The organism is Pseudomonas sp. G.S.17 (assembly GCF_038096165.1).
Lineage (GTDB): Bacteria > Pseudomonadota > Gammaproteobacteria > Pseudomonadales > Pseudomonadaceae > Aquipseudomonas.
Genome location: NZ_CP151076.1, coordinates 5,554,114 through 5,575,122, shown reverse-complemented (window position 1 = coordinate 5,575,122; position 21,009 = coordinate 5,554,114). Strand labels below are relative to the sequence as shown.

Below are 21,009 nucleotides of genomic sequence, written 5' to 3'. Positions count from 1 at the left end.
TGCGGTACTCGGCGCAAGGTTTAAAAGGCAGTTAATGGGCTCAATACTCAAGCAAGAAAAGTTTCTTCTGCTGGCGATACTCGCGACATTTGTCGCCTATCCCTTCGAACACTGGTTCCTCAACAACGGCCAGGCCATCGCGTTGACAGCGGGGATTGCGCTGGTCGCGTTTATCGTCTGCGCCTCGATGCGTGTCGCGCACCATGCCGAGCTGCTGGCCGAAAAAGTCGGCGATCCTTACGGCACGATGATTTTGACCCTGTCGGCGGTGCTCGTCGAAGTGGTGATCCTGGCGATCATGATGAACAACGAGCCTTCGCCGACGCTGGTGCGAGACACGATCTACTCGGCGGTGATGCTCGACATCAACGGCATCCTCGGTCTGGCGGCATTGATGGGCGGGCTCAAGCATGGCGAGCAGTCCTACAACGATGACTCGGCGCGCACTTACAGCGTGATGATTCTGACTGCCATGGGTGTTTCCATGGTGGTGCCGGAATTCATTCCCGAGGGTGACTGGAAGCTGTATTCGGCCTTTACCATTGGCGCGATGATTGTCTTGTACACCTTGTTCCTGCGCATGCAGGTCGGGCCGCACAGCTATTTCTTCAGCTACAGCTACCCGGAGAAAAAGAAGCGCAATGACCCCGCTGTCGAAGAGGAACCGGTCAATCTGACGCGCTCCATCGGCACGCTGTTCGTCGGCATCGTGGTTATTGGCGCGTTGGCGGAAGTGATGTCCAAGACCGTCGACCTCGGCCTTGAAGGCACCGGCGCGCCGCCCGTGATGACTGCGATTCTGGTGGCGGCTATTTCTGCAGCACCGGAAATCCTGACTGCTCTGCGCGCGGCACTGGCCAACCGCATGCAGTCGGTGGTCAACATTGCGCTTGGCGCTTCGTTGTCCACGGTGATTCTTACCGTTCCGGTCATGGAAGCCATGGCGCTTTATACCGGCCAACCGTTCCAGATGGCCATGACCCCGGTGCAGACGGTGATGATCTTCATCACCTTGCTGGTCAGCGCGATCAACCTTAACGATGGCGAAACCAATGCCATCGAAGGCATGACCCACTTCGTGTTGTTTGCGACGTTCATCATGTTGTCGTTGTTGGGGCTTTGAGGACGGACTCACTCTCTGTAGGACCGGCTTTAGCCGGGAGAGCGTGTTTCTTGATCGAGGAAATGCAACGGCTGTGCCGGCCCTCTCCCGGCTGAAGCCGGTCCTACGAAATAGCGTCGACTTAACCGGCAATCAACTCCCGCGCCGCCTGGCTGTGATCGGCGATCAAACCCTTGAGGTCCAGCCCTTCAACCTGGCCGTCGATCACCCGCCACTGGCCGCCGATCATCACCCGATCGGCCCGGTCCGCGCCGCACAGCAGCAGCGCTGAAATCGGATCATGACTGCCGGAGAAGCGCAGTTCATCGAGCTTGAACAGCGCCAGATCCGCCTGTTTGCCCACCGCCAGCTCGCCAATATCGCTGCGCCCCAACAGTTGCGCCGAGCCTTTGGTGGCCCAGCCCAATACCAGTTCCGGGGTGATTTTTTCGGCGCCGTAGCGCAGGCGTTGTAGGTACAGCGCCTGACGGGTTTCGAGCATCATGTTCGACGCATCGTTGGACGCCGATCCATCAACGCCAAGGCCCAGCGGCGCGCCCGCCGCGAGCAGATCCAGCGTCGGACAAATGCCCGACGCGAGCCGCATGTTCGAACTCGGGCAATGACAAACACCCGTGCCTGCTGCGCCGAGGCGGGCGATCTCGTCCGGGTTGAAATGAATGCCGTGGGCCAGCCAGGTGCGCGGGCCAAGCCAGCCAACGCTGTCCAGATAATCCACGGTACGCAGGCCAAAACGTTGCAGGCAGAAATCTTCTTCGTCGAGGGTTTCCGCCAAATGCGTGTGCAGGCGCACATCGAGCTTGTCGGCCAGCGCGGCGCTTTCGGCCATGATCTGCGGGGTTACGGAAAACGGCGAACAGGGCGCCAAGGCGATCTGGATCTGCGCGCCATCGCCGCGCTGGTGGTAGCGCTGGATCAGGCGTTGGCTGTCTTCAAGAATGACTTCGCCCTGTTGCACGGTTTGCTGCGGCGGCAGGCCACCGTCGTCTTCGCCCAGACTCATGGAACCGCGCGTCAGCATGGCGCGCATGCCCAATTCACGGACGCTCTCGACCTGCACATCGATGGCGTTTTCCAGGCCATCCGGAAACAGATAATGGTGATCGGCCGCCGTGGTGCAGCCCGACAGCAACAATTCGGTCAATGCCACTTTGCTGGCCAGCGCGAGCTTGTCCGGCGTCAATCGCGCCCACACCGGATACAAGGTTTTCAGCCAGGGGAACAGCGGCTGATTCACCACCGGCGCCCAGGCGCGGGTCAGGGTTTGATAAAAGTGGTGGTGAGTATTGATCAACCCCGGCAGCAACACATGCTCGCGCGCATCGAAGGTCTGATCGCAAGGCGTAGCGGGTTGCTGACCGGCAGCGAGCATTTCGACGATGACGCCGTTTTCAATCACCAATCCTCCCCGGGCATCGAGGTCATTGGCGGTGAAAACAGCGAGGGGGTTTTTCAACCAGATACGGATCGCGGGCATTGGCCGGCTCCTCTGAAAATGAGTTCAGGTTTGCCAGCTCAGTGTTGCCCTGTCTGCTGATCCAGGGTCGCCAGCACTGCGGGGGCAGGGCTGGCGAGGGAGGGGATTCTAATGCGTCAGTGCAAGGCTGATCAAGCTGCGGCCAGATTAAGGGAGACCGCCAAACCTGCGGTTGCTGCGAGATCGACCAGCGCGTCAAGACTGAACAAATCAACCCGACCGGCCTTTAAATTGGAAAAACGCGGCTTGGTGATCCCAAGGCGAGCGGCCTTTTGGGTATCGCTGCCGGCCCATTCTTTAATGCGCTCGTTCAATTCAATCATGAGTGCAGATCGCACTTTGAGGTGCGCTGCTTCTTGGGCAGTGTCCGCAAGCGCATCCCATACGCTGGCAAAAGTTTGTTCTTCGATCATCTTTTAACCTCTCATCAGATCGCGCAGCCTTTTGGCAGCAAGATCAATATCGCGTTTTGCTGTCTTTTGACTTTTTTTACGGAACGCATGCAGCACATAAACCGCAGTTGGCAGTGTCGCTAAATACAGAATTCGGAAAGCGCCTGTCGGCTCACGAACCCGAATTTCACAGACTCCAATGCCAATACTGCTCATAGGTTTCCAATCTTCAGGTTCAATCCCTCGTTGGACCCGGTCCAACTGGAAACCGGCGACCGACTGTGCCGCCGATGGGAACTCCCGGAGGCAATCCAGGGAGTCGCCTAAAAATTTCACTGGTTTCATGCTTCATTTCCATATGGAGATGAAGCATATTGTTATCGGTTTCGATAACAAATATTAGCAGGACTTTTCCATTTCTGCTTCAGAAAGCTCAACGTCTTTTGTAGGCAGTCCATCTCACCAAGCAATCGTCTCACCCCGGTAATTCACGAAGTAATGCCCGCCCTTGCCGGAATAGGCTTCGAGCTGTTGGACCAGGCCTTTGGTGCTGGTTTCGACGTCGATTTCTGCGCCTTCGCCGCCCATGTCGGTTTTGACCCAGCCAGGATGCAGGGACAGTACGGTAGGGCGTGGTTCCGGGAGTTGCACGACGAAGCTGTTGGTCATGGAGTTCAGCGCGGCCTTGCTGGCTTTGTACAACGCCATGGTTTCGCCTTCGGGACAGGCGACGCTGCCCAGGACCGAACTCATGAACGCCAACACGCCGCTGTTCGGGCGGATTTGCTGGACGAAGCGTTCGGCCAGGCGAATCGGCGCGATGGCATTGGTCAGGAACAGCTGGCCCAACTCCGCTGCCGTGGCCTGAGCGGCGCTTTGGTGTTGCGGGCCCATGATGCCGGCGTTGACGAACAGCACGTCGAAAATCTGTCCTTTCAAGGTTTGTGTCAGTGCGTCCAGAGAGGCGACGTCATCCATCTCGAGGGTTTCGATGCGTACTCCGGGTACGGATTTCAAGTCAACGGCCTTCTGCGGATCGCGCACCGTGGCAATCACATTCCAGTTCTGCTCGCGCAGGCGTTGGACCAGGCCAAGGCCCAGCCCGCGCGAGGCGCCGATGATCAGTGCGGTTTTGTTATTTGACATGAAATGGTTCTCCTGTAGGAGCGAACTTGTTCGCGAGGCAATGCTTGAGTGTACTCAGAAACAACGCCTCGCCAACAAGTTGGCTCCTACAAACTGCCGTGCCACGGCTGGCCCAGCGAAACCGGCGCGTACAACCGGGTGCGCAGGGCGTTGCGCGAGAGCAGCACCAACACCAGAATTGTCGCGACATACGGCAGCATCGCCAGCAGATTGGACGGAATCGCCAGGCCAATGCCTTGCGCCACCAGATGCAGAATACTGGCCAGACCAAACAGCCACGCGCCCAACAGCAGACGCCACACGCGCCAGCTGGCGAATACCACCAGCGCCAGCGCAATCCAGCCGCGTCCAGCGCTCATGTTTTCCGCCCACATCGGTGTGTAGGCCAGCGACAGATAAGCGCCGGCCAGACCGGCCATCGCGCCGCCGAACAGCACTGCCAGCGCGCGCACCCGCAACACCGGCAAACCCATGGCGCTGGCCGCATCGGGATTTTCCCCGACCGCCTGAATGATCAAGCCGACCCGACTTTTCAGCAGCGCCCAGGCGACCAGCGCGAACAGAGCGAAGGACAGGTAAACCAGAATGTCCTGGGCAAACAGCATGCGACCGATCAACGGGATGTCACTGAGAAACGGGATCAAAACCGGTTCGAAACCCTGCAGCGGCTTGCCGACCCACGCTGCGCCGACAAAGCTTGAAAGCCCGACACCAAAGATCGTCAGGGCCAGCCCCGTTGCCACTTGATTGGCGTTAAACACCAGCGCCACGATGGCGAACAGGCCTGAAAGCAGCATGCCAGCACACATCGCCAGCAATACGCCGAGCCACAGATTGCCGGTGCTCAAGGCGACGATAAAACCGATCACCGCGCCAAACAGCATCATGCCTTCCTGGCCCAGATTGAGGACGCCGCTCTTTTCGCAGATCAATTCACCCAGCGCCACCAACAACAGTGGTGTGCCGCAGCGGACCATGGCGAAGAAAATATTGCTCAGCAGATCGATATCCATCACACGGCTCCCGCGACTGGCGCCATCTGGCGTTTGGCCCAGCGCAGCTTGAGGCGCGGGCGATAAAGGATCAGCACGTCACAGGCCAGCAGGAAAAACAGCATCATCCCCTGAAACAATTGCGTGATGGCTTGCGGCAGGTTCAAGGTCATCTGTGCGCTTTCGCCGCCCAGATACAACAAGGCCATCAGCAGACTGGAAAACAGAATGCCGATGGGGTTGAGTCGCCCGAGAAACGCCACGGTAATTGCCGCGTAGCCGTAGCCCGGCGAAACCTGCGGCACCAGTTGCCCGATTGGCCCGGTGACTTCGCAGACCCCCGCCAGACCGGCCAACCCGCCGCTGATCAACAGCGCGAGCCACACCAGGCGCTTCTCGCGAAAACCGACGAAGCCTGCCGCGCGTTTGTCCAACCCGAGCACTTTGATCTGGAAGCCAACGAAGCTGCGTTGCAGCAACACCCAGACCGCCACCAACGCCAGCAGCGCGAAATACACCCCGGCATGCACGCGGCCGTCTTCCATGAGCAGTGGCAAGCGGCTGGCCTCACCAAACATGGCGGATTCCGGGAAGTTCATGCCCGCAGGATCTTTCAGCGAGCCATGTACGAAATACAGCAGCAGGTTGAGGGCAATGTAATTGAGCATGATGCTGGTGAGGATTTCGTTGGCATTGAAATGCGTGCGCAGCCAGGCGGTCAGCCCGGCCCACGCCGCGCCGCCGAGAGTGCCCATGAGCAGAATCAGCGCCAGCGCCCAGCGACTTTCAATCTCAATGACATTAATCGCCACGGCGCTGCCCGCCAAAGCGCCGAGCAGCAGTTGGCCCTCGGCGCCGATGTTCCAGATGCGCGCCTGATAGGCAACTGCCAGACCCAGCGCACAGAGCAAAATGGGCAGCGTCTTGACCATCAATTCGGACACGCCGTATAGATCGCTGACTGGCGCGATCAACAAGGTGTGCAAGGTCAGCAGCGGGTCCAGACCCAGCATGATGAACAGCAAAGAGCCGCACGCCAGGGTCAGGATGGCGGCCAACAGCGGCGAAAACCACAACATGGCTCGTGATTGTTGTCCGCGCGGTTCCAGGGAAAGCAGCATCGGAAGCTCCGTTAGTTAAGCGCGGTGGCTTGAAAATGAGATTGAGCAGCAGGCGCGGCGTCGAATTGGCCGGCCATCCAGCCGCCGACTTGCACAGGCGAAGTCTGGCTGGTGGGGATCAGCGTCGAAAGTTTGCCGCTGCTGAGGGCGGCAACCCGGTCGCTGATCTGGAACAATTCGTCCAGATCTTCGGAAATCACCAGAATCGCTGCTCCCGCGTCGCGCAAGGCGATCAGTGCCCGATGAATCGCCGCCGCAGCGCCAACATCGACGCCCCAGGTGGGGTGCGCTGCGACGAGTATTTTCGGGTTTTGCAGAATCTCGCGGCCCAGAATGAATTTCTGCAGATTGCCGCCGGACAGGCTGCGCGCCGCGGCCTGTGCATCCGGCGTTTTGACCGAGAATCGCTGGATGATTTGCTCCGCCAGCGCACGCACCTTGCCGCGCTGAATCAGGCCGTTGCTGACCAGTCCTTGCTGAAATGCAGTGAGCAAGGCGTTGTCGGCGAGACTCAATTCCGGCACCGCGCCATGCCCCAGTCGTTCGGCCGGCACAAATGCCATGCCATGCTTGCGGCGCGCATCGGGCCTCAGGTGCCCGGCGTTCAGGTCCGCAAAACGTATCTGCGCGGATTGGTCTTTCGTCAGGACTTGTTCGCCGCTGAGCAACGCCAGCAACTCATCCTGACCGTTGCCCGCAACCCCGGCGATCCCGACGATTTCACCGCTGCGCACCTCAAGGTTCACATCGATCAGCGAGCAACCGAACGGGTCCGGATTGTGCCAGGACAACTTATCCACAAGCAGAAATGGCGCGTTACCCTCAACCTTCGGATAGTGCTCGGTCAAACCCTCGGCATCCCCGACCATCAGCCGCGCCAGTTCAAGATCCGTGCACTGCGCCGGGATGCAATGCCCGGACACCTTGCCGCCGCGCAACACCGTAGCGCTGTGGCACAAGGCGCGCACTTCGCCCAGTTTGTGGCTGATAAACAGGATGCTGCAGCCTTCCGTAGCCAGGCGGCGGAGGGTGACGAACAGTTCGTCGGCTTCCTGAGGTGTGAGCACCGATGTCGGCTCGTCCAGAATCAGCAGGCGAATGTCCTGCATCAGGCAGCGAATGATCTCGACCTTCTGCCGCTCACCGATGGACAGGCTGTGGACAAGTCGTTGTGGCTCCACGGCCATGCCATAGCGCTGGGAGACTTCGCGAATCTTCGGCTCCAGTTGTTTCGGCGTACCCGCTGCGCCGCCCATGGCCAGGGCGATGTTCTGTGCAACGGTCAGGGTTTCGAACAGCGAGAAATGCTGGAACACCATACCGATGCCAAGTCCTCTGGCCTGGGCGGGATTACGCATGTTCAACGCCTGGCCCTGCCAGATAATGGCGCCCGAGTCGGGTTGCGTGACGCCATAGATGATCTTCATCAAGGTGCTTTTGCCCGCGCCGTTTTCACCGAGCAGTGCGTGAATCTCACCGGGCGCGATGGTTAAATCGATGGCATCGTTGGCCAGACAACCGGGATATCGCTTGCTGATGGCGCTTAGTTGCAGACGCGGAACTGAGGCGGGGTTGGGCATGACAGACTCGAATTGTAAGGTGGGTCGCCAGTGGATAAAGCAATTTCCTGGCCATTGAGTCAGCTTTTTCGCGTTCTTGCCGATTGTGGCGCTGGCTAGGCGTAATTTCCGCCAGTTGCTGACCTGCAGATGGGTAATTCGAACGTTGCAGGCACCAATTCAGGGCGTGGGCGGCGATAGACGGCTCAATATCGCGCGATTGAACAAAAAACGTACAATCTCCGCGCGGCCCGGTGGTTCAAGCCTCCACGACACCCTTGCACCTGTTATCCACAGATTGTTCCACAGTAAATGTGCTTAAGCCGCGAGGAGGGATATAAGCAGCTTGAGGGTTGGTTCCACAGGCGATAAGCGCTGCTAAATCGCTGTATCAATGGCACTTTTCATTATTTGACGAGTGCCTGGGCAAAAAATGATCAGACGGCTGCAAGCCATATCTGCAAAGGCTCACAGCCGTATGTGCTCAGGTTATCCACAGCCGGATGCACAGTAGTTGTGGGCAAAATGAGAGAGTGCTGTAGGACCGGCTTTAACCGGGAGGGCAATTGATGAAAGGCTCGCGACTGAAGTCGCTCCTACGGTCGCTTCTACGGCTTATTTGCGGGCAAACCTCCAGCGGTTATTCAAAATCTCGCCGCAACAAGATTCGGCCGCGACTCAGATCCGCCAGCATCCGCTGCAGGGTTTCCACTTGCTCGGGGCCCACCGCGATCGACAGCTCGACGCCATTGGCGGTGAAATCCTCGCTCTGCACCAATCCATTGAGTTCCGCCACGCGCAGCTTCACCAGCGGCAACTCGGCGAAGCTGCATCCCAGGTTCAGTGACACACGGTTGATCAACGGCAGACGCTCGGCCTGTTGCAGGCATTTATTGGCGCCGCCGCCATAAGCTCGCGCCAGGCCGCCGGTGCCCAATTGGATGCCGCCGTACCAGCGGATGACCAGCACCACGACCTGATCGAAATCCTGCGCTTCGATGGCCGCAAGAATCGGGCGTCCGGCAGTGCCGCCGGGTTCTCCATCGTCATTGCTGCGGTATTGGTCGGCGAGTTTCCAGGCCCAGCAATTGTGCGTGGCATCGGCAATGCTGTGCTGCTCGATGAACGCCTGAGCGTCGGCCGGGCTGGCGATGGGAGCGGCGAGGGTGATGAAGCGGCTCTTGCGAATCTCTTCACGAAATTCACAAGGGCCAACCAGCGTAAAAGGCATGCGTGTTTTCCAGCTGTGGACAGGGTTGCGTCAGGTCAGGCGGTCGGCGGGGTGAGGCCGCAGCCTTTGAGGATGATACGAATCAGATTGTCGCTGGCAACTTCCATATCCTGCTTGGTCAGGCGCGTGCGCCCGGTCACCTGGCAGATTTGCGTGGCAAAGTCGGCGTAATGCTGGGTGCTGCCCCACAACAGGAAGATCAGATGCACCGGATCGACCGGGTCCATCTTGCCAGTATCTATCCAGGCCTGGAAAACCGCCGCGCGGCCTTTGAACCAGGTTTGATAATCCTGACTGAAATATTCATTCAAACATTCGCCGCCACTGATGATTTCCATCGCGAAGATCCGCGAAGCCTGCGGCTGACGGCGGGAAAATTCCATCTTGGCGCGGATGTAGCGGCTCAACGCCTGGGCCGGATCATCTTCAACGCTGAGGTTATTGAAGGTGCTGTCCCACAACTCGATGATATTGCTCAGCACCGCGATATACAGCCCAAGCTTGTTGGTGAAGTAGTAATGCAGGTTGGCTTTGGGCAGCCCGGCGTTGAGCGCGATGGTGTTCATGCTGGTGCCTTTGAACCCGTGACGAGCGAATTCGTCTTCGGCAGCCTGGATGATCGTCTCTTCGTTTTTCTGCCGAATACGGCTGGCCGGTTTGTTGCCGTGAGTGCTGTGCGCTGGGACTTCGAGGGTCATGGGCAGTTCCGAACAGATCAAGGTGTGCGACGGGTGAACAGATAGCGCACCCGCGACGATCCGACAAGCGTTGGCAGAGGAAAATTATTGTCGTCGCTGCTCAATGCTTCAGCGATTCCAGCTCCGCTTCAGGATTTTTTTCCAGCGCCGTGGACTTGTCCTCAGGCAGCAACAGGCACATGACGATGGCTGTAATGCCGCCGCTGGTGATTGCCGAATCAAACAGGTTCTGCACCAGCTTGGGCATCAGGTGCAACAGCGCGGGTTGCGCGGCGATACCCAGCCCGACACCAAACGACGTAGCAATGATCAACATACTGCGGCGATCCAGCGGTGCCTGGGACAGAATGCGTACGCCGGCGGCCGCCACGCTGCCAAACATCACCAGGGTCGCGCCGCCCAGCACCGGCTTGGGAATTTGCTGAAGCATGGCGCCGATGGTGGGGAACAGGCCGAGCATGAACAGCACGACGCCGATGTACAGGCCAACGTAGCGACTGGCCACGCCGGTCAGCTGGATCACGCCGTTATTCTGGGCAAAAGTGGTATTGGGGAATGCGCTGAAGGTCGCCGCAATCATGCAGCTGAAACCATCGCCCAACACGCCGCCTTTCAGCCGCGCGATGTAGCTTGGGCCCGTGATGGGTTGACGGGCGAGCATGCAATTGGCGGTCAGGTCGCCGACGGTTTCGATGGTGCTGATCAGATAAATCAGCGCGACCGGCAGGAAAGCGGTCCAGTCAAACGCGAAACCGAACTTGAAAGGAATGGGCACGCTGATCAACGGCACGTCGCTGATGGAATGCGGAACCAGTTTGCCGCTGAACCAGGCCGCAACACAGCCAACCGCGAGGCCGATAATAATCGCCGACAAGCGAATCCACGGCGTATTGGAACGGTTGAGCAGGATGATCACCAGCAATACGAAACCACCCAGCGCCAGGTTAAGCGGCTCACCGAAATCCGGCGCATTGAAGCCGCCGCCCAGATCGGTCACGCCGACCTTGATCAGGCTGACACCAATCAAGGTGATCACGATGCCGGTCACCAGCGGCGTGATGACTCGACGCAACTGGCCGATGAAGCGGCTCAACACGATCTGCACCAGAGCGCGGAAAAAGCACACGCCGAAGATCATCGCCATGATGTCTTCCGGGCTGCCGCCGCGCTGTTTAACCATGAATCCTGCAGACAACACCGCGCCCAGGAAGGCGAAACTGGTGCCTTGCAGGCAAATCATCCCCGCGCCGATGCCGAACGGTCGGCGCGCCTGAATGAATGTGCCGACCCCGGAAACCATCAGCGCCATGCTGATCAAATACGGCATATAAGCGTTCAGCCCCAACGCCGAACCAATCACCAGCGGCGGGGTAATGATGCCGACAAAACTGGCCAGCACATGCTGCAACGCGGCGAGGATGGCGGGCGCAGGTTTCGGGCGGTCATTCAAACCGTAGATCAGGTCGTTATTGGGTGCGGCGTCCGGTTGCATGGCGTGTTCTCGAGGTGGGTGGCACAACACCTCTGCAAAAAGCTGTCCAACTGCTCAGGTTATTGTTGGTTGTTCATGGGTATTGTCTTGTTAATCAACTGGATAAGAATGGTCTTCTTCGCGCTGAGGGCTGTTGTTTGCCTGCGCCAGCGCTCTGGAATGTTTCATCGCGTAGCAGCGAGCGTTTCAAGAAAGCTTTCCAGCACTAAATGAGGGCGACGGCCTTTGCGGGTAACGGACACCAGACTCAGATCGTAAAAACGGGCGCCGGGCTTCAAGGCTCGCAGCCGGCCTTGTTGCACCCAGAAGCTCGCATAGTGATCGGGCAGATAGCCGATGTAACGACCGGTCAGGATCAAGAACGCCATTCCTTCGCGATCCGAAGCACTGGCCGTGCAGTTGAGCGCCTGGTAATGCGCCTGGATTTCACCGGGCAGGCGGAAGGTTGGCGCGATGGCGTCTTGCGCGGCGAGTCGTTCGTCATCCAGTGCCGCATCTTCCATATAGAAGAGCGGATGGCCCACCGCGCAATAAAGCAGCGACCGTTCGCTGTACAGCGCCTGATATTCCAGCCCGGACAATGCGCTCGCCTGCGGAACGACGCCGACATGCAGTCGTCCGTCGAGCACGCCTTGTTCCACTTCATTGGGTGCGATCATGCGAATGTTGATGTGCACATCCGGGCCGCGCTCCTTGAGCTGGGCGAGGGCGTGAGTGATACGCATGTGGGGCAGGGTCACCAGATTGTCGGTGAGTCCGATATTCAACTCGCCGCGCAGATGCAGGTGCAGGCCGTTTACCTCTGTACGAAAACTCTCCAAGGCGCTGAGTAATTGCAGAGCCGAGTGGTAAACCTCACGACCTTCTTCGGTCAGGGAAAACCCCGCACGACCGCGTTGGCACAATCGCAGGCCTAGTCGCTGCTCAAGATCGCTCATCTGCTGGCTGATGGCGGAGCGGCCGATGCCGAGCACGCTTTCCGCAGCGGAGAAACCTCCGGCCTCGACTACGCTTCTGAAGATACGCAACAGGCGGATATCAAAATCGCTGACTTGGGCCAGCGGATCGGGGCGGCGGATGCTCATAGTTTAGTGGTCACTGAACTGAAGATCATAAATGTTGGGTTTTCTCGACTGTATCCCCGTGGCAACTTAGCTGCAATCACGCGTTTTCTTCCGTCTTACCGCTTACGCATCTGCGAGGTCCGTTCCGATGAATATGCTCGAATCGTCCGACATGTCTATTGCCAGCCAGTTGAAGCTCGATGCTCACTGGATGCCCTACACGGCGAATCGCAATTTCCAACGCGATCCGCGCATGATCGTGGCAGCGCAAGGCAGCTATCTGACAGACGACAAAGGCCGCAAGATCTACGACGGTTTGTCGGGGCTGTGGACGTGTGGCGCCGGGCATACCCGCAAAGAGATTCAGGAAGCGGTTTCCAAACAGCTGGGCATTCTCGATTACTCGCCCGCCTTCCAGTTTGGTCATCCACTCTCGTTCCAGTTGGCCGAGAAGATCACCGAGCTGACGCCGGGCAATCTCAATCACGTCTTCTATACCAACTCCGGCTCCGAATGCGCTGACACTGCGGTGAAGATGGTCCGTGCTTACTGGCGCCTGAAAGGCCAGGCGAGCAAGACCAAAATGATCGGTCGCGCCCGGGGTTATCACGGCGTCAACATTGCGGGCACCAGCCTGGGTGGCGTCAACGGCAACCGTAAAATGTTCGGCCAGTTGATGGACGTCGACCATTTGCCGCACACCTTGCTGGCCAGCAATGGCTATTCCAAAGGTATGCCGGAAGCGGGTGGTATCGCGCTGGCCGATGAAATGCTCAAGCTGATCGAGCTGCACGACGCGTCGAACATCGCCGCAGTGATCGTCGAACCGATGGCAGGCTCCGCTGGGGTGATCGTTCCGCCCCAGGGTTATCTGAAGCGTCTGCGGGAAATCTGCGACCAGCACAACATCCTGCTGATCTTTGACGAAGTGATTACCGGATTCGGGCGTACCGGTTCGATGTTCGGTGCTGACAGCTTCGGCGTGACGCCGGACCTGATGTGTATCGCCAAGCAAATCACCAATGGCGCGATCCCGATGGGCGCGGTGATTGCCAGCAGCGAGATCTATCAAACATTCATGAACCAGCCGACGCCTGAGTACGCCGTTGAATTTCCACACGGTTACACCTATTCGGCGCACCCGGTTGCGTGTGCGGCGGGCATCGCGGCGCTGGATCTGCTGCAGCGGGAAAATCTGGTGCAGCAGGCTGCCGAAATTGCTCCGCATTTCGAAAGCGCTTTGCATGGCATCAAGGGCACCAAGAACGTTGTCGATATCCGCAACTACGGCCTGGCCGGCGCGATTCAGATTGCCCCCCGTGATGGCGATGCCATCGTGCGTCCTTTCGAAGCGGGCATGAAGCTGTGGAAAGCAGGCTTCTATGTGCGTTTTGGCGGCGATACCCTGCAGTTCGGGCCAACCTTCAACAGCAAGGCTGCCGATCTGGATCGTATGTTCGACGCCGTGGGCGAAGCGCTCAATCAGGTCGACTGATTCGCCGGTCGCCTTGCATCCCTTCTATATAAGGCAGGCGCGGATACGTTCGCGCCTGTGTACACCTTCGGAGTTAATTCATGAGCAGCATTCAACATTTGATCAATGGCGAATTTGTCACTGATACCGAGCGCACAGCCGACGTTTTCAATCCATCGACCGGCCAGGCAATCCATAAAGTGCCTCTGGCCAGTCGTGAAACGATGCAGAAGGCTATCGATGCTGCCAAGGCCGCGTTCCCGGCCTGGCGCAACACGCCTGCGGCCAAGCGCGCCCAGGTCATGTTTCGTTTCAAGCTGCTGCTGGAACAAAACGAAGGCCGTATCGCTCAGTTGATCAGTGAAGAACACGGCAAGACGATCGAGGATGCAGCGGGTGAGTTGAAACGCGGCATAGAAAACGTTGAGTACGCCTGCGCCGCGCCGGAAATTCTCAAGGGTGAGTACAGCCGCAACGTTGGCCCGAATATCGATGCGTGGTCCGACTTCCAGCCACTGGGCGTGGTTGCCGGCATCACGCCGTTCAACTTCCCGGCCATGGTTCCGCTGTGGATGTATCCATTGGCGATTGCCTGCGGTAACTGCTTCATCCTCAAGCCTTCGGAACGTGATCCAAGTTCCACGCTGCTGATTGCCCAGCTGTTGCATGAAGCCGGTTTGCCTAAGGGCGTGCTTAACGTGGTGCATGGTGACAAGACCGCGGTTGATGCGCTGATCGAAGCCCCGGAAGTCAAAGCGCTGAGTTTCGTGGGCTCCACGCCGATCGCCGAGTACATCTATAAAGAAGGCGCGGCACGTGGCAAGCGCGTCCAGGCATTGGGCGGGGCGAAGAACCACGCAGTGCTGATGCCGGATGCGGATCTGGACAATGCGGTCAGCGCCTTGATGGGCGCGGCCTATGGATCGTGCGGCGAGCGCTGCATGGCCATTTCCGTCGCAGTCTGCGTGGGTGATCAGATCGCGGATGCGCTGGTTGCCAAGCTGGTTCCACAGATTGGCGCACTGAAAATCGGTGCGGGTACCACGTGCGGTCTGGATATGGGGCCGCTGGTTACCGGGCAGCATCGCGATAAGGTCAGCGGCTATATAGAAGACGGCGTGCAATCGGGGGCCAAGCTGGTTGTCGACGGTCGCGGTCTGAGTGTGACTGGCAATGAAGATGGCTTCTTTATGGGTGGTTGCCTGTTTGATCAGGTAACGCCGGAGATGCGCATCTATAAGGAAGAGATCTTCGGACCAGTGCTGTGCATCGTGCGCGTCGACAGTCTTGAGCAAGCCATGCAGCTGATCAACGATCACGAATATGGCAATGGAACCTGCATCTTTACCCGTGACGGGGAAGCGGCGCGGTTGTTCTGCGACGAGATCGAAGTGGGTATGGTTGGCGTTAACGTGCCGCTTCCGGTTCCGGTTGCTTATCACAGCTTTGGTGGCTGGAAGCGTTCACTGTTTGGCGACCTACACGCTTATGGTCCGGATGGCGTGCGCTTCTATACCCGGCGCAAGGCGATTACTCAGCGCTGGCCGCAACGGGCGAGCCATGAGGCATCGCAGTTCGCGTTCCCTAGCTTATAAGCAATGAAGAGGGGCGGGCCGCGAGGCCCGCCCCTTTGCTTTTAAGGGGTTTCAGATAGATATTACAAAATGATGAAATTAACGGTTGACGGCCTCTCGAATCTGTCTATAATTTGCACCTCTTCCGGAGCAGATGAAACGGAAAACTCCTTGGTAATCAAGTAGTTAGCCGGTTTGATTGGCGAGGAAGAGGTTTCGATGAGTTGATCGAAAGCGGTGAAAAAAGGTGGTTGACAGCAGATTGTAACGCTGTAGAATTCGCCTCCCGCTCACGAGCAACGCGAAGTTGATCGAAGCGCAAGTGGTTGAAGTTGCAAAGGAAACTTTGAAAACTTCGAAAAATAACCGCTTGACAGTAACTGGTGCTGCTGTAGAATGCGCGCCTCGGTTGAGACGAAAGAATCAACCCACCGCTCTTTAACAATTGAATCAAGCAATTCGTGTGGGTGCTTGCGCTGTCAGACTGAAGTCAACTGATTATCAGCATCGTAAGTTACTCCGCGAGAAATCAAAGAAATAACCAACGATTGCTGAGCCAAGTTTAGGGTTTTCTCAAAACCCAAAGATGTTTGAACTGAAGAGTTTGATCATGGCTCAGATTGAACGCTGGCGGCAGGCCTAACACATGCAAGTCGAGCGGCAGCACGGGTACTTGTACCTGGTGGCGAGCGGCGGACGGGTGAGTAATGCCTAGGAATCTGCCTGGTAGTGGGGGATAACGCTCGGAAACGGACGCTAATACCGCATACGTCCTACGGGAGAAAGCAGGGGACCTTCGGGCCTTGCGCTATCAGATGAGCCTAGGTCGGATTAGCTAGTTGGTGGGGTAATGGCTCACCAAGGCGACGATCCGTAACTGGTCTGAGAGGATGATCAGTCACACTGGAACTGAGACACGGTCCAGACTCCTACGGGAGGCAGCAGTGGGGAATATTGGACAATGGGCGAAAGCCTGATCCAGCCATGCCGCGTGTGTGAAGAAGGTCTTCGGATTGTAAAGCACTTTAAGTTGGGAGGAAGGGCCGTTACCTAATACGTATCGGTTTTGACGTTACCGACAGAATAAGCACCGGCTAACTCTGTGCCAGCAGCCGCGGTAATACAGAGGGTGCAAGCGTTAATCGGAATTACTGGGCGTAAAGCGCGCGTAGGTGGTTTGTTAAGTTGAATGTGAAATCCCCGGGCTCAACCTGGGAACTGCATGCAAAACTGGCAAGCTAGAGTATGGTAGAGGGTGGTGGAATTTCCTGTGTAGCGGTGAAATGCGTAGATATAGGAAGGAACACCAGTGGCGAAGGCGACCACCTGGACTGATACTGACACTGAGGTGCGAAAGCGTGGGGAGCAAACAGGATTAGATACCCTGGTAGTCCACGCCGTAAACGATGTCAACTAGCCGTTGGGAGCCTTGAGCTCTTAGTGGCGCAGCTAACGCATTAAGTTGACCGCCTGGGGAGTACGGCCGCAAGGTTAAAACTCAAATGAATTGACGGGGGCCCGCACAAGCGGTGGAGCATGTGGTTTAATTCGAAGCAACGCGAAGAACCTTACCAGGCCTTGACATCCAATGAATCTGCCAGAGATGGCGGAGTGCCTTCGGGAGCATTGAGACAGGTGCTGCATGGCTGTCGTCAGCTCGTGTCGTGAGATGTTGGGTTAAGTCCCGTAACGAGCGCAACCCTTGTCCTTAGTTACCAGCACGTAATGGTGGGCACTCTAAGGAGACTGCCGGTGACAAACCGGAGGAAGGTGGGGATGACGTCAAGTCATCATGGCCCTTACGGCCTGGGCTACACACGTGCTACAATGGTCGGTACAGAGGGTTGCCAAGCCGCGAGGTGGAGCTAATCCCAGAAAACCGATCGTAGTCCGGATCGCAGTCTGCAACTCGACTGCGTGAAGTCGGAATCGCTAGTAATCGCGAATCAGAATGTCGCGGTGAATACGTTCCCGGGCCTTGTACACACCGCCCGTCACACCATGGGAGTGGGTTGCACCAGAAGTAGCTAGTCTAACCTTCGGGGGGACGGTTACCACGGTGTGATTCATGACTGGGGTGAAGTCGTAACAAGGTAGCCGTAGGGGAACCTGCGGCTGGATCACCTCCTTAATCGAAGACCTTAGCTGTAGCGTAAGTTCCCACACGAATTGCTTGATTCATTGAAGAAGACGATTAGAAGCAGCTTTAAGCTCCACGCTGATAGCTCAGGCTAGCGGCTACAAGCTCGAAATTGGGTCTGTAGCTCAGTTGGTTAGAGCGCACCCCTGATAAGGGTGAGGTCGGCAGTTCGAATCTGCCCAGACCCACCAATTTTGTGTGGGAAACGCCTGTAGAAATACGGGGCCATAGCTCAGCTGGGAGAGCGCCTGCCTTGCACGCAGGAGGTCAACGGTTCGATCCCGTTTGGCTCCACCACTTACTGCTTCTGTTGCCTGTAAAGCTTAGAAATGAGCATTCCATCGTGTGATGGTGAATGTTGATTTCTAGTCTTTGATTAGATCGTTCTTTAAAAATTTGGGTATGTGATAGAAATATAGACTGGTAGCCACTTTCACTGGTGGGTATCAGGCTAAGGTAAAATGTGTGAGTTGCTCTTAAGTGAGCAAGCGTACGAATTTTCGGCGAATGTCGTCTTCACAGTATAACCAGATTGCTTGGGGTTATATGGTCAAGTGAAGAAGCGCATACGGTGGATGCCTTGGCAGTCAGAGGCGATGAAAGACGTGGTAGCCTGCGAAAAGCTTCGGGGAGTCGGCAAACAGACTGTGATCCGGAGATGTCTGAATGGGGGAACCCAGCCATCATAAGATGGTTACCTTACACTGAATACATAGGTGTATGGAGCGAACCAGGGGAACTGAAACATCTAAGTACCCTGAGGAAAAGAAATCAACCGAGATTCCCTTAGTAGTGGCGAGCGAACGGGGACCAGCCCTTAAGTTATCTTGAGATTAGCGGAACGCTCTGGAAAGTGCGGCCATAGTGGGTGATAGCCCTGTACGCGAAAATCTCTTGGTAATGAAATCGAGTAGGACGGGGCACGAGAAACCTTGTCTGAACATGGGGGGACCATCCTCCAAGGCTAAATACTACTGACTGACCGATAGTGAACTAGTACCGTGAGGGAAAGGCGAAAAGAACCCCGGAGAGGGGAGTGAAATAGATCCTGAAACCGTATGCGTACAAGCAGTGGGAGCCCACTTTGTTGGGTGACTGCGTACCTTTTGTATAATGGGTCAGCGACTTATTTTCAGTGGCGAGCTTAACCGAATAGGGGAGGCGTAGCGAAAGCGAGTCTTAATAGGGCGTCTAGTCGCTGGGAATAGACCCGAAACCGGGCGATCTATCCATGGGCAGGTTGAAGGTTGGGTAACACTAACTGGAGGACCGAACCGACTACCGTTGAAAAGTTAGCGGATGACCTGTGGATCGGAGTGAAAGGCTAATCAAGCTCGGAGATAGCTGGTTCTCCTCGAAAGCTATTTAGGTAGCGCCTCATGTATCACTGTAGGGGGTAGAGCACTGTTTCGGCTAGGGGGTCATCCCGACTTACCAAACCGATGCAAACTCCGAATACCTACAAGTGCCGAGCATGGGAGACACACGGCGGGTGCTAACGTCCGTCGTGAAAAGGGAAACAACCCAGACCGTCAGCTAAGGTCCCAAAGTTATGGTTAAGTGGGAAACGATGTGGGAAGGCTTAGACAGCTAGGAGGTTGGCTTAGAAGCAGCCACCCTTTAAAGAAAGCGTAATAGCTCACTAGTCGAGTCGGCCTGCGCGGAAGATGTAACGGGGCTCAAACCATACACCGAAGCTACGGGTATCACCTTCGGGTGATGCGGTAGAGGAGCGTTCTGTAAGCCTGTGAAGGTGAGTTGAGAAGCTTGCTGGAGGTATCAGAAGTGCGAATGCTGACATGAGTAACGATAATGGGTGTGAAAAACACCCACGCCGAAAGACCAAGGTTTCCTGCGCAACGTTAATCGACGCAGGGTTAGTCGGTCCCTAAGGCGAGGCTGAAAAGCGTAGTCGATGGAAAACAGGTTAATATTCCTGTACTTCTGGTTACTGCGATGGAGGGACGGAGAAGGCTAGGCCAGCTTGGCGTTGGTTGTCCAAGTTTAAGGTGGTAGGCTGGAATCTTAGGTAAATCCGGGATTCTAAGGCCGAGAGCTGATGACGAGTGCACTTTTAGTGCGCGAAGTGGTTGATGCCATGCTTCCAAGAAAAGCTTCTAAGCTTCAGGTAACCAGGAACCGTACCCCAAACCGACACAGGTGGTTGGGTAGAGAATACCAAGGCGCTTGAGAGAACTCGGGTGAAGGAACTAGGCAAAATGGCACCGTAACTTCGGGAGAAGGTGCGCCGGTGGAGGTGAAGCATTTACTGCGTAAGCCCCTGCTGGTCGAAGATACCAGGCCGCTGCGACTGTTTATTAAAAACACAGCACTCTGCAAACACGAAAGTGGACGTATAGGGTGTGACGCCTGCCCGGTGCCGGAAGGTTAATTGATGGGGTTAGCTAACGCGAAGCTCTTGATCGAAGCCCCGGTAAACGGCGGCCGTAACTATAACGGTCCTAAGGTAGCGAAATTCCTTGTCGGGTAAGTTCCGACCTGCACGAATGGCGTAACGATGGCGGCGCTGTCTCCACCCGAGACTCAGTGAAATTGAAATCGCTGTGAAGATGCAGTGTATCCGCGGCTAGACGGAAAGACCCCGTGAACCTTTACTATAGCTTTGCACTGGACTTTGAATTTGCTTGTGTAGGATAGGTGGGAGGCTTTGAAGCGTGGACGCCAGTCTGCGTGGAGCCAACCTTGAAATACCACCCTGGCAACTTTGAGGTTCTAACTCAGGTCCGTTATCCGGATCGAGGACAGTGTATGGTGGGTAGTTTGACTGGGGCGGTCTCCTCCTAAAGAGTAACGGAGGAGTACGAAGGTGCGCTCAGACCGGTCGGAAATCGGTCGTAGAGTATAAAGGCAAAAGCGCGCTTGACTGCGAGACAGACACGTCGAGCAGGTACGAAAGTAGGTCTTAGTGATCCGGTGGTTCTGTATGGAAGGGCCATCGCTCAACGGATAAAAGGTACTCCGGGGATAACAGGCTGATACCGCCCAAGAGTTCATATCGACGGCGGTGTTTGGCACCTCGATGTCGGCTCATCACATCCTGGGGCTGAAGCCGGTCCCAAGGGTATGGCTGTTCGCCATTTAAAGTGGTACGCGAGCTGGGTTTAGAACGTCGTGAGACAGTTCGGTCCCTATCTGCCGTGGACGTTTGAGATTTGAGAGGGGCTGCTCCTAGTACGAGAGGACCGGAGTGGACGAACCTCTGGTGTTCCGGTTGTCACGCCAGTGGCATTGCCGGGTAGCTATGTTCGGAATAGATAACCGCTGAAAGCATCTAAGCGGGAAACTAGCCTCAAGATGAGATCTCACTGGGACCTTGAGTCCCCTGAAGGGCCGTCGAAGACTACGACGTTGATAGGCAGGGTGTGTAAGCGCTGTGAGGCGTTGAGCTAACCTGTACTAATTGCCCGTGAGGCTTGACCATATAACACCCAAGCAATTTGCGACTCGAAAGAGACAGATTGCGGTGACTGTGAAGACGACACGAACCGAAAGTTCGGACGCACAC

14 protein-coding genes, 2 tRNA genes and 2 rRNA genes are annotated in these 21,009 nt (G+C 56.8%); 7 read left to right on the top strand and 11 right to left on the bottom strand.

All coding sequences use genetic code 11. The annotated features are described in order from the left end of the window. Positions 1–34: 34 nt before the first annotated feature. The gene (locus AABC73_RS25960) at positions 35–1,123 is read left to right on the top strand and encodes a calcium:proton antiporter (protein WP_341521494.1); all 1,089 of its coding nucleotides are present in this window, start codon (positions 35–37) and stop codon (positions 1,121–1,123) included. Positions 1,124–1,244: 121 nt separating this feature from the next. On the opposite strand, the gene AABC73_RS25955 is transcribed toward AABC73_RS25960, so the two are convergent. The 11 genes from AABC73_RS25955 to AABC73_RS25905 form a co-directional block, all read right to left on the bottom strand. Next, positions 1,245–2,600 carry an 8-oxoguanine deaminase gene (locus AABC73_RS25955; protein ID WP_341521493.1) on the bottom strand — a complete coding sequence of 452 codons (1,356 nt, stop codon included), beginning with the start codon at positions 2,598–2,600 and terminating at the stop codon, positions 1,245–1,247. A gap of 131 nt (positions 2,601–2,731) precedes the next feature. Beyond that, complete coding sequence (locus AABC73_RS25950; protein WP_341521492.1) at positions 2,732–3,013, bottom strand: XRE family transcriptional regulator; 282 nt, start codon at positions 3,011–3,013, stop codon at positions 2,732–2,734. Between the two features lie 3 nt (positions 3,014–3,016). Next, a complete protein-coding gene (locus tag AABC73_RS25945; protein WP_341521491.1) occupies positions 3,017–3,337 on the bottom strand; it encodes a type II toxin-antitoxin system RelE/ParE family toxin in 321 nt (106 codons plus the stop codon). A 114-nt stretch (positions 3,338–3,451) separates the two neighbouring features. Then, complete coding sequence (locus AABC73_RS25940; RefSeq protein ID WP_341521490.1) at positions 3,452–4,138, bottom strand: SDR family oxidoreductase; 687 nt, start codon at positions 4,136–4,138, stop codon at positions 3,452–3,454. Between the two features lie 86 nt (positions 4,139–4,224). After that, positions 4,225–5,151, bottom strand: a complete 927-nt coding sequence (locus AABC73_RS25935) for an ABC transporter permease (RefSeq protein ID WP_331149964.1) — start codon at positions 5,149–5,151, stop codon at positions 4,225–4,227. Next, positions 5,151–6,251, bottom strand: a complete 1,101-nt coding sequence (locus tag AABC73_RS25930; protein ID WP_341521489.1) for an ABC transporter permease — start codon at positions 6,249–6,251, stop codon at positions 5,151–5,153. Before AABC73_RS25930 ends, AABC73_RS25935 begins: the two co-directional genes overlap by 1 nt. Before the next feature lie 11 nt (positions 6,252–6,262). After that, positions 6,263–7,831, bottom strand: coding sequence for an ABC transporter ATP-binding protein (locus AABC73_RS25925; RefSeq protein WP_341521488.1), 1,569 nt, complete (start codon positions 7,829–7,831; stop codon positions 6,263–6,265). A 619-nt stretch (positions 7,832–8,450) separates the two neighbouring features. Next, complete coding sequence (locus tag AABC73_RS25920) at positions 8,451–9,041, bottom strand: YigZ family protein (RefSeq protein ID WP_341521487.1); 591 nt, start codon at positions 9,039–9,041, stop codon at positions 8,451–8,453. 35 nt (positions 9,042–9,076) lie between these two features. Continuing rightward, a complete protein-coding gene (locus AABC73_RS25915) occupies positions 9,077–9,739 on the bottom strand; it encodes a TetR/AcrR family transcriptional regulator (protein ID WP_341521486.1) in 663 nt (220 codons plus the stop codon). Between the two features lie 100 nt (positions 9,740–9,839). After that, positions 9,840–11,231 carry a nucleobase:cation symporter-2 family protein gene (locus AABC73_RS25910; protein WP_341521485.1) on the bottom strand — a complete coding sequence of 464 codons (1,392 nt, stop codon included), beginning with the start codon at positions 11,229–11,231 and terminating at the stop codon, positions 9,840–9,842. A gap of 164 nt (positions 11,232–11,395) precedes the next feature. Further along, complete coding sequence (locus AABC73_RS25905) at positions 11,396–12,316, bottom strand: LysR family transcriptional regulator (protein ID WP_341521484.1); 921 nt, start codon at positions 12,314–12,316, stop codon at positions 11,396–11,398. Positions 12,317–12,443: 127 nt separating this feature from the next. On the opposite strand from AABC73_RS25905, the gene AABC73_RS25900 reads away from it, so the two are divergent. From AABC73_RS25900 to AABC73_RS25875, 6 genes are all read left to right on the top strand, one after another. After that, positions 12,444–13,790: an aspartate aminotransferase family protein gene (locus AABC73_RS25900; RefSeq protein ID WP_341521483.1), complete on the top strand. Its 1,347-nt coding sequence runs from the start codon at positions 12,444–12,446 to the stop codon at positions 13,788–13,790. 80 nt (positions 13,791–13,870) lie between these two features. Continuing rightward, a complete protein-coding gene (locus AABC73_RS25895) occupies positions 13,871–15,364 on the top strand; it encodes a CoA-acylating methylmalonate-semialdehyde dehydrogenase (protein ID WP_341521482.1) in 1,494 nt (497 codons plus the stop codon). A 571-nt stretch (positions 15,365–15,935) separates the two neighbouring features. Then, positions 15,936–17,474: ribosomal RNA gene (locus AABC73_RS25890) — 16S ribosomal RNA — on the top strand. A 123-nt stretch (positions 17,475–17,597) separates the two neighbouring features. Then, positions 17,598–17,674, top strand: a tRNA-Ile gene (locus AABC73_RS25885). A gap of 30 nt (positions 17,675–17,704) precedes the next feature. Further along, a tRNA-Ala gene (locus AABC73_RS25880) sits at positions 17,705–17,780 on the top strand. A gap of 251 nt (positions 17,781–18,031) precedes the next feature. Beyond that, positions 18,032–20,925 (top strand): 23S ribosomal RNA (locus AABC73_RS25875). Together the 16S and 23S rRNA genes with 2 tRNA genes alongside form the textbook arrangement of a ribosomal RNA operon. The last annotated feature ends 84 nt before the right edge of the window (positions 20,926–21,009 follow it).

Excerpts from the sequence above, each read along its gene's own strand:
- AABC73_RS25960 (WP_341521494.1), top strand. The coding sequence starts at position 35 with ATGGGCTCAATACTCAAGCAAGAAAAGTTTCTTCTGCTGGCGATACTC.
- AABC73_RS25955 (WP_341521493.1), bottom strand. The coding sequence starts at position 2,600 with ATGCCCGCGATCCGTATCTGGTTGAAAAACCCCCTCGCTGTTTTCACC.
- AABC73_RS25950 (WP_341521492.1), bottom strand. The coding sequence starts at position 3,013 with ATGATCGAAGAACAAACTTTTGCCAGCGTATGGGATGCGCTTGCGGAC.
- AABC73_RS25945 (WP_341521491.1), bottom strand. The coding sequence starts at position 3,337 with ATGAAACCAGTGAAATTTTTAGGCGACTCCCTGGATTGCCTCCGGGAG.
- AABC73_RS25940 (WP_341521490.1), bottom strand. The coding sequence starts at position 4,138 with ATGTCAAATAACAAAACCGCACTGATCATCGGCGCCTCGCGCGGGCTG.
- AABC73_RS25935 (WP_331149964.1), bottom strand. The coding sequence starts at position 5,151 with ATGGATATCGATCTGCTGAGCAATATTTTCTTCGCCATGGTCCGCTGC.
- AABC73_RS25930 (WP_341521489.1), bottom strand. The coding sequence starts at position 6,251 with ATGCTGCTTTCCCTGGAACCGCGCGGACAACAATCACGAGCCATGTTG.
- AABC73_RS25925 (WP_341521488.1), bottom strand. The coding sequence starts at position 7,831 with ATGCCCAACCCCGCCTCAGTTCCGCGTCTGCAACTAAGCGCCATCAGC.
- AABC73_RS25920 (WP_341521487.1), bottom strand. The coding sequence starts at position 9,041 with ATGCCTTTTACGCTGGTTGGCCCTTGTGAATTTCGTGAAGAGATTCGC.
- AABC73_RS25915 (WP_341521486.1), bottom strand. The coding sequence starts at position 9,739 with ATGACCCTCGAAGTCCCAGCGCACAGCACTCACGGCAACAAACCGGCC.
- AABC73_RS25910 (WP_341521485.1), bottom strand. The coding sequence starts at position 11,231 with ATGCAACCGGACGCCGCACCCAATAACGACCTGATCTACGGTTTGAAT.
- AABC73_RS25905 (WP_341521484.1), bottom strand. The coding sequence starts at position 12,316 with ATGAGCATCCGCCGCCCCGATCCGCTGGCCCAAGTCAGCGATTTTGAT.
- AABC73_RS25900 (WP_341521483.1), top strand. The coding sequence starts at position 12,444 with ATGAATATGCTCGAATCGTCCGACATGTCTATTGCCAGCCAGTTGAAG.
- AABC73_RS25895 (WP_341521482.1), top strand. The coding sequence starts at position 13,871 with ATGAGCAGCATTCAACATTTGATCAATGGCGAATTTGTCACTGATACC.